7 protein-coding genes are annotated in these 7084 nt (G+C 43.8%); 3 read left to right on the top strand and 4 right to left on the bottom strand.

Translation table 11 applies throughout. The features are described 5' to 3' along the window. The first annotated feature begins 17 nt into the window (after nucleotides 1–17). Nucleotides 18–671 (top strand): metal-dependent transcriptional regulator, encoded by a 654-nt coding sequence (locus Q0K96_RS13600; protein WP_297334528.1) that lies wholly within the window; start codon nucleotides 18–20, stop codon nucleotides 669–671. A 2-nt stretch (nucleotides 672–673) separates the two neighbouring features. After that, on the top strand, nucleotides 674–1498 hold the full coding sequence (locus tag Q0K96_RS13595) for a ZIP family metal transporter (RefSeq protein ID WP_297334526.1): 825 nt from the start codon (nucleotides 674–676) through the stop codon (nucleotides 1496–1498). Nucleotides 1499–1500: 2 nt separating this feature from the next. Here Q0K96_RS13595 and Q0K96_RS13590 read toward each other — a convergent pair whose 3' ends face one another. From Q0K96_RS13590 to Q0K96_RS13575, 4 genes are read right to left on the bottom strand one after another with little or no spacing between them, the layout of a single operon-like run. Beyond that, a complete protein-coding gene (locus Q0K96_RS13590) occupies nucleotides 1501–1626 on the bottom strand; it encodes a FeoB-associated Cys-rich membrane protein (RefSeq protein WP_223054647.1) in 126 nt (41 codons plus the stop codon). 8 nt (nucleotides 1627–1634) lie between these two features. Beyond that, nucleotides 1635–3734, bottom strand: a complete 2100-nt coding sequence (gene feoB / locus Q0K96_RS13585; protein ID WP_297334525.1) for a ferrous iron transport protein B — start codon at nucleotides 3732–3734, stop codon at nucleotides 1635–1637. Nucleotides 3735–3740: 6 nt separating this feature from the next. Next, nucleotides 3741–3974, bottom strand: coding sequence for a FeoA family protein (locus Q0K96_RS13580; RefSeq protein ID WP_297334524.1), 234 nt, complete (start codon nucleotides 3972–3974; stop codon nucleotides 3741–3743). Nucleotides 3975–4028: 54 nt separating this feature from the next. Further along, nucleotides 4029–4721, bottom strand: a complete 693-nt coding sequence (locus tag Q0K96_RS13575) for an SCO family protein (RefSeq protein WP_297334523.1) — start codon at nucleotides 4719–4721, stop codon at nucleotides 4029–4031. 210 nt (nucleotides 4722–4931) lie between these two features. Between Q0K96_RS13575 and Q0K96_RS13570 the strand changes: the two genes are divergently transcribed. Next, a complete protein-coding gene (locus Q0K96_RS13570; RefSeq protein ID WP_297334527.1) occupies nucleotides 4932–6950 on the top strand; it encodes a M13 family metallopeptidase in 2019 nt (672 codons plus the stop codon). The last annotated feature ends 134 nt before the right edge of the window (nucleotides 6951–7084 follow it).

Raw genomic sequence — 7084 nt, 5'->3', positions numbered from 1 at the left:
GGTTAATTACATGCTGCATGACCTATTCAGAAGAGAATTACCTTAAAATAATATACCACCTTTCTACCGGCGCCAATAAAGGCGTTACCACAAATGCCATTGCAAGCGAAATGGAAAGTAAGCCATCATCTGTTACCGACATGGTACAGAAGCTTGCCGAAAAAGGGCTTGTGGAATATAAAAAATACCAAGGCGTTTCCTTAACAAAGGAAGGACGCTTTACAGCACTTATGATTGTAAGAAAACATCGCCTTTGGGAAGTATTTTTGCTGGAGAAACTCGATTTTTCATGGGATGAGGTACATGATGTGGCGGAGCAGCTTGAGCATATAAAATCGGAAAAGCTGACGAATAAACTGGAAGAGTTTCTGGATTTCCCTACCGAAGACCCGCATGGCGACCCAATACCCGACCGCGATGGCAACATTAAAAAAGTGGATAAAAAACTGCTCTCTGAAGTGCCTGCCGGTAAACGGGTAATATGTGTTGGCGTGAAAGACAGCTCTTCGGCCTTTTTGCAGTACCTCGATAAACAGCAGATTGCGCTTGGTTCAGGTATAGAAGTAGTATCGCGCGAAGATTTCGACCAGTCACTTACACTGCTTGTTAAAGACAGGCAGCTTTTGGTATCCAATAAAATAGCATCTAACCTTTTTGTAAAAGTCGTATAAATATGTTTAGCAGTATAGTTGCTTATTTTGAAAGCATACCGCCCGTGCTGGCGGCGCTTTATGCCACGCTGTTCACGTGGTTTTTAACGGCTTTCGGGGCGTCTTTCGTATTCTTCTTTAAGAATATGAACCGTGTGGCGCTCGATGGTATGCTGGGCTTTACAGGCGGTGTAATGATAGCGGCCAGCTACTGGAGCCTGCTATCTCCCGCAATAGATATGAGCGCCGGCGAAGGCTTCATAAAAGTAATGCCTGCCGCTATAGGGTTTCTTTTGGGCGCACTTTTCCTGTTCGGGTTAGATAAGGCACTGCCGCACCTGCACATCAATTTTAAGGAAAGCGAAAAAGAAGGGATAAAAACACCGTGGCAGCGAACAACATTGTTAGTGCTTGCCATAACCCTGCATAATATACCTGAAGGGCTTGCCGTTGGCGTACTTTTTGGCGGCGTAGCCGCAGGTATACCCGAAGCTTCTATAGCCGGGGCGCTAACGCTTGCCATTGGTATCGGCATACAAAACTTTCCTGAAGGGATAGCAGTATCTATGCCCCTGCGCCGGATGGGTATGACGCGCACCCGCAGTTTTATGTATGGGCAGGCATCGGCGCTTGTAGAGCCTGTTGCCGGGGTTTTGGGCGCAGTTGCCGTTACATTTTTTACTCCCCTTTTGCCATATGCCCTTGCTTTTGCGGCAGGCGCCATGATATTTGTAGTGGTAGAGGAGGTAATCCCGGAGACTCAGCAGGATAAGAATACCGACATTGCCACGCTTGGCCTTATTGCAGGTTTTGTGGTAATGATGGTGCTTGATGTAGCTTTGGGGTAAACTTAATGGCAGCCGCAGTCGTCATCGGCACAGTTGCCTTTTTTCTTCTTTTTAAAGAAATATTTCTTAATAAGGTAAGCTACTGCAACAGCCACCAGCGCATAGGTTATAATTTCCTGTAGGGTCATGGTAATGTTTACTTTAGCAGTTGGTAGGCTATTAAAGAAACAAGGTACGCAAAAATACTCATACTAAAAAGCTGTATAAGCGGCCATTTCCAGCTATTGGTTTCTTTTTTGGTAACGGCAAGCGTGCTCATGCACTGCATGGCAAAGGCATAAAACAGTAACAGCGATATACCCGTAGCAAAATTGAACACTTTTTTGCCCGTTTCAGGGTTTGTTTCCTGCTTCATGCGTTCTTTTATGGTTGCCTCGTCATCAGCGCCGCTGCCTATGGTGTATATTGTTGCCAGCGTGCCCACAAATACCTCGCGTGCCGCGAAGGATGTAACAATTGCAATGCCTATCTTCCAGTCGTAGCCTAAAGGCCGTATGGCAGGCTCAATGCTTTTACCCATGTACCCTATGTATGAATTTTCAAGCTTATAAGATGCTATTGCGTCCTGTAGTTCATCTTCTTCAAGGCTGTTGCCATACTGCGCTGTAAGAACCTGCTCTGCAAGCTCCATTTTATCGCCGGGCCCATGCGAACCCAAGAACCAGATAATAATAGATATGGCAAGAATAATTTTACCGGCACCATATACAAACGCCTTTGTTTTTTCTACAACGGTAATGCCCACGTTTTTAGCAAGCGGCATTTTGTAATTGGGCATTTCAGCAACAAAGAAGCTCTTAAATTTGGTTTTAAGTATTTTATTGAGGATTATAGCCGCGCCTATTGCCCCTAAAAACCCTAACAGGTACAGCAGCATAAGCGTTAGCCCCTGCAGGTTAAAAATACCCCAAACCCTGCGCTGCGGTATAATAAGGGATATTAATATAGCATAAACCGGGAGCCTGGCAGAGCAGGTAGTAAAGGGTGTAACCAGTATAGTTATGAGCCTTTCGCGCCAGTTCTCAATATTACGCGCTGCCATAATAGCCGGTATGGCACAGGCTGTGCCCGATATTAACGGCACAACGCTCTTGCCGCTAAGCCCGAAACGTTTCATGATCCTGTCCATAAGGAAAACAACGCGGCTCATATACCCACTTTCTTCGAGGATGGAGATAAAGAGGAACAGGAATGCAATTTGCGGGATAAATATTACCACACCGCCAATACCAGGAATAATACCTTCGGCTACAAGCTCTGTAAGCTTGCCGGGAGGCAGGTGATTAGAAGTATAAGAACTAAGCCATGTAAAGCCTTCGTCTATAAGATCCATCGGTACGCTGCTCCAGGCAAAAATTGACTGGAAGATTACCAGTAATATAGCAAAGAAGATAAGGTACCCAAAAATTTTATGGGTTAATATACGGTCTAACTTTGCGCGAAGGTCTTTTGCCTTTGCGGTGTCAACTGTCATGCCCTGTTTAAGGGTGTCATTTATAAACTGGTAGCGTTTGATGGTTTCCTTTTGCTGTAGGCGCTTCAGTTCTGATTTTGATTTGGTAAAAGAATCCTCAATCTCATTACGCTCAAGCTGCCCGAAGTTAACATCTTGTGTAATAACCAGCCATAGCTTGTAAAGCAACTGGTTGGGGAATGCATTTCGCAGCCTGCCGAAATATTCAGGGTCTATCGATGAGGCATTAAGGCACGGCTCTGTAGAAAGCGAAGCATACTCTGTAATAAGCTCTTTCAGTTTAGTGATACCGGTGCCTTTGCGTGAGCTTACCAATGCTATCTTGGTTTTAAGCTCCTGTTCCAATAGAGGTATGTTGAGCGAAATACCCTTTTTATTCATCCTGTCGGCCATGTTAATAACCAGTATGGCAGGTATTTCAAGGTCTTTTATCTGGGTAAATAGCAGCAGGTTACGCTTCAGGTTCTCTACATCGGTAACCACTACCGCAACATCAGGAAAATCTTTATCGTTGCGGTTAAGCAGCAGCTCTATAACTACGTTCTCATCCATAGAGCTGGCATTAAGGCTGTAGGTGCCGGGCAGGTCTAAAATAATGCCTTTAGTATTTCCGGGCAGCCGTACCGAACCCTGTTTACGCTCTACCGTAATGCCCGGGTAGTTGCCTACCTGCTGGTTAAGCCCCGTTAATTGGTTAAAAACAGAGGTTTTCCCGGTGTTTGGGTTACCTATAAGGGAAATTTTTATTGTGCGGGTTGCCATTTAGTATCAGTCTCTTATAATTTCAACGTCAATTTCGGCGGCAGTTTCCATTCGGATGGCTACATGGCTGTCGTTAACGTTGATGTAAATTGGGTCGCCCAGGGGCGCAACTTGCAATAATTCCACCGTATTGCCGGGCAGGCACCCCATTTCAAGCAGCTTGAGCGGGATGGGATCAATATTAAATTCGGTTATAATGGCTTTCTGGCCTTTTTTCAGCCCTGCAAGAGTGGTTTTCAAAGCTTATTTAGAATAATTAAGAATACAAATTTACAAAAAATTAACAAGCAGGGGCTATTTATCGTGCTCACTTAACCAATTAATATCTTCTAAAAGCTCCTTAACGTTCTTTTCGCCTTCTACCTCTTTATCAAGGTTGGTACCATTATAAAAACCGCGTATCCTGCCCTGGCTGTCAACCAGCACAAAATTTTCGGTATGCACCATATCATACAACTCGCCAACAGTGTTGGTTTTAACTGCTAAATATGATTTACGGGCTATATAATAAATATCTTTCTTATCACCGGTCACCATGTTCCATTTACCATCTATGGCGCCCATTTTAGTAGCATATGCCCTTAGTACCGGCACACTGTCAATTTCCGGGGTAACTGTGTGCGACAGCAACTTGACCTTTGGGTTGTTTTTTATTTTATCTTGTAACCATACCATGTTTTTTGTCATTTTGGGGCAAATGGTGGGGCAGGTGGTAAAAAAGAAGTCGGCAACATAAATCTTGCCTTTGTAATCTTCCTGCGTAATGGTGTCGCCGTTTTGGTTTACAAAAGAAAAATCGGCAATTTTATGATGTCGGCTAATGTACTGCACTGTGGTATCTACAAGCTCCGGGTTTACATCGCTCGGGTTGTATATTCTAAGTGTTTTTTCCGGCTTTAGTGCGTCATAAAACAGTGCCAGTATGATTGCCGAAAGCGCCAGCATTACAAGAAAGAAGATTTTATATTTTTTGAAAAATGAGAGCATAGAGTTTATATTTTTTGCAAAATTACGAAAGCAGCACGCATATAACAGAAGATATTTCAGGTTTTAAAACGTTAAAAATGATTGGTTAAGCTACTTTTCGTCCTTTTGGCATGGCTTTTTCGGTTAACTTTATATTTTTGTAGAACTTGGTTTAAAACACAAAATATGAAACTTAACAAGAAAGCAACACTTGCAGCAGCAGCCCTTATTATGGGAGCGACTGCTGTAACTACTGCACAAAACAGGAACGCCTCACAAAAGCCGGGCATTAACCTTGGCTATATGGACACTAAGGTTAAGCCTGCAGACGATTTTTTCAGGTATGTAAATGGTACCTGGGTAGATAAAACCGAAATCCCCGGAAATAAAACCCGCTGGGGCAGTTTTGACGAACTGCGTGAGCAGACCAATAACGATGCGCTTGCCATACTTAAGGAAGCTGCCGCCAACAAAAAGCTTGATCCTAACAGCGATCAGGGTAAGGCGGCAAGCCTTTACAAGAGCATAATGGATACCGTAGCCCGCAACAAGCAGGGCATAACACCATTAAAGCCTTACTTGGCTAAAATAGATAAGGTTAAGAACGTAAAAGACCTGCAGGCGCTTTTAACAGAAATGGAACCCGAAGGCGGGCTTGGCTTTTTTGGAGCCGGTGTGGGTACAGATGCCAAGAACAGTAACCGCAATGTGGTATATATAAGCCCGGGTTCTCTTGGATTGCCTGACAGGGACTATTATGTTTCTGATGATGAAGACTCTAAAGAAAAGCGTAAAGAGTATGTACAGCATGTGGCACGCATGCTTACTTATTTGGGTTATGACAAACAGCGCGCCATGAAATCGGCAGAGAATATACTTGCGCTGGAAACAGCCATGGCAGAGCCGAGGCTTGACAGGGTAGAGCGCCGCGACCGCCGTAAAACCTATAACCCAATGACAGTAAAGCAACTTCAGGCCGAAGCGCCTTCTGTAAAATGGGATGCTTATCTTAAAGGTGTTGGTATTGCCAAAGTAGATACTGTTATTGTATCTCAGCCTAAATATATGGCGGCGCTTGACCAGCTTTTAATAGAAAATAAAGTTGAGGACTGGAAAGATTACATGAGGTGGACGCTCATTAACAAATCGTCTGACTACCTTACTACAGATATCGAAACAGCAAACTGGGAGTTTTACAGCAAAACACTGCGTGGTGCGCTTAAAGAAGAGAAGCGTGATATTAACGCCCTGCACACCATAAACGGTACTGTTGGCGAAGCACTTGGCAAGCTTTACGTTGAAAAGAAATTTCCTGCCGAGGCTAAAGAAAAGGCACAGGCAATGATTAAAAATGTAATGCTGGCTTTTGAAAACCGCATTAACCGCCTGCCGTGGATGGCAAAATCTACACGTGAGAATGCTATAGAAAAACTACGCAAGCTGCGTGTTAAGATTGGTTACCCGGATAAGTGGAAAGATTACTCTGCACTTACTATTACCAGCCCAGAAGCCGGAGGCGCCCTGTTTACTAACATGAAAAACATTGCAAAGTTTAACTTTAAGGAAAACATAGCGGAGCTTAACAAGCCGGTAGATAAGGACGAGTGGCATATGGCACCGCAAATTGTTAATGCTTATTTTAACCCGAGCAATAACGAAATTGTGTTTCCTGCGGGAATTTTACAGCCGCCTTTTTATGACTACAGGGCAGATGAAGCGGTTAACTATGGTGGTATAGGGGCAGTTATTGGCCACGAAATATCGCATGGTTTTGATGATTCAGGGTCGCGTTATAATGCAGATGGTAACCTTGTTAACTGGTGGAGCGATGAAGACCTTGAGAAATTTACAGGGCTTGGTGGCGCTCTTGCCGACCAGTACAGCGCTTTACAGCCGCTGCCTGGTACTTATGTAGATGGCAAGTTTACACTTGGCGAAAATATTGGTGATCTTGGTGGGGTTAATGCTGCTTATGACGGACTTAAGTTATACCTTAAAGAGCATGGCAACCCGGGCCTTATAGACGGTTATACGCCCGAACAGCGTTTCTTTATAAGCTGGGCAACTATCTGGAGAACCAAGATGAGAGACGAAGCGATAAAGAACCAGGTAAAGACAGACCCGCACTCACCGGGAATGTACAGGGCTTATGTACCATTACAAAACGTAGACGCCTTTTATGAAGCCTTTGGTATTGAAGAAGGTGACGGAATGTATATAGCGCCTGATAAGCGTGTAAAGATTTGGTAATAAAAAAACCCGCCCTTATGAGGGCGGGTTTTTTATAAGAATTCAATGAGCAGTTTTTGTTTAATGATGGTTTATTTTTTTTGAACATTAAAAATTACTGTTTTTAATTAAACATCTGTTAAACAGGTATTTAT

Source organism: Flavobacterium sp., from assembly GCF_024305175.1.
GTDB lineage: Bacteria > Bacteroidota > Bacteroidia > Flavobacteriales > Flavobacteriaceae > Flavobacterium.
The sequence above is the reverse complement of the archived record's forward strand: the minus strand, read 5'-3'. Positions and strand labels throughout refer to the sequence as shown.

Bases quoted from the DNA above. Each gene is read 5' to 3' on its own strand.
- feoB (WP_297334525.1), bottom strand. From the start codon at position 3,734: ATGGCAACCCGCACAATAAAAATTTCCCTTATAGGTAACCCAAACACC.
- Q0K96_RS13590 (WP_223054647.1), bottom strand. From the start codon at position 1,626: ATGACCCTACAGGAAATTATAACCTATGCGCTGGTGGCTGTTGCAGTA.
- Q0K96_RS13600 (WP_297334528.1), top strand. From the start codon at position 18: ATGACCTATTCAGAAGAGAATTACCTTAAAATAATATACCACCTTTCT.
- Q0K96_RS13575 (WP_297334523.1), bottom strand. From the start codon at position 4,721: ATGCTCTCATTTTTCAAAAAATATAAAATCTTCTTTCTTGTAATGCTG.
- Q0K96_RS13595 (WP_297334526.1), top strand. From the start codon at position 674: ATGTTTAGCAGTATAGTTGCTTATTTTGAAAGCATACCGCCCGTGCTG.
- Q0K96_RS13570 (WP_297334527.1), top strand. From the start codon at position 4,932: ATGGGAGCGACTGCTGTAACTACTGCACAAAACAGGAACGCCTCACAA.